1 protein-coding gene is annotated in these 899 nt (G+C 38.2%); it reads right to left on the bottom strand.

Translation table 11 applies throughout. The features are described 5' to 3' along the window. Window positions 1–94: 94 nt before the first annotated feature. Window positions 95–679, bottom strand: a complete 585-nt coding sequence (locus GRP75_RS28195; RefSeq protein ID WP_160791028.1) for a TetR/AcrR family transcriptional regulator — start codon at window positions 677–679, stop codon at window positions 95–97. Window positions 680–899: the final 220 nt, after the last annotated feature.

Genomic DNA, 899 nt, shown 5'->3' with positions numbered 1-899 from the left:
CTATATGTCCCTAGATTAAGTTCCCCTTTAATAAAGACTGTTCGGCATAAGAAGATCTCTCTTAGAGAGAGCGTTACTTTGTCTGATTGAACAACTAACGTACACCTTCCTCAATAAAAAATTTCAGCCCTTGAGAAAGATAAGGTATCACCAATTGGATATATTCTTCAGCTGGCCTTGTATCGTTATATTGCCAGTTAACGGCCGCCCCGTAAATGCTCCAGCTTAACATTACAGATGCAATTCGAACGGATGCCTCACGGACTCCTGCATTCTGATTCATCATCATCTCGAAAAATACTTGCTCAAGTTCTTTCTTAATTATCGCTTCTATTACAGAAGTAAATGATTCGAAGCTTTTTCGACATTGGGAAGCCAGCGAAGATTGAAATTGAGTAACCGACATAAATACACTGGCAAGCGTCGTTTCATTGAGCTGGTCATGTATTGAAATTTCTCTCATTACGTTCGTCATTAGATGTTCTTCCAGTGTTTTCTCGAGCAGATCGTATTTATCCATAAAATGATAGTAAAAGGTGGCACGGTTGATCGTTGCTTCAGATGTAATGTCTTTAATGCTGATATTCTTAAAATCCTTTTTCGTTGAGAGGAGAAGAAATGCATCCATAATTAATCTGCGTGTACGTACAAAACGTGGATCGAGCCTGTTTTCCGTCATCTCATCTCACCTCCACTTTTTGGACATTTCACTGCATATGTCGTATATCCGATAAAAACGTAATTTTATCGGTTGAACAGTAGCTACCAGTACTTACAATATAACTATACAACAAGTGTTGTAGAAATAATAGATGTATGAAAGACGAGGCTACGTTATGATAATTACAATTTTTGGCGCCAACGGCGCTATAGGAAAGTTGGTCGTAAAAGAAGCTTTA

The sequence above is a fragment of the Paenibacillus sp. OT2-17 genome, from assembly GCF_009827695.1.
GTDB classification, from domain to species: domain Bacteria; phylum Bacillota; class Bacilli; order Paenibacillales; family Paenibacillaceae; genus Paenibacillus; species Paenibacillus polymyxa_B.
This window is presented reverse-complemented; position numbering and strand designations above follow the sequence as displayed.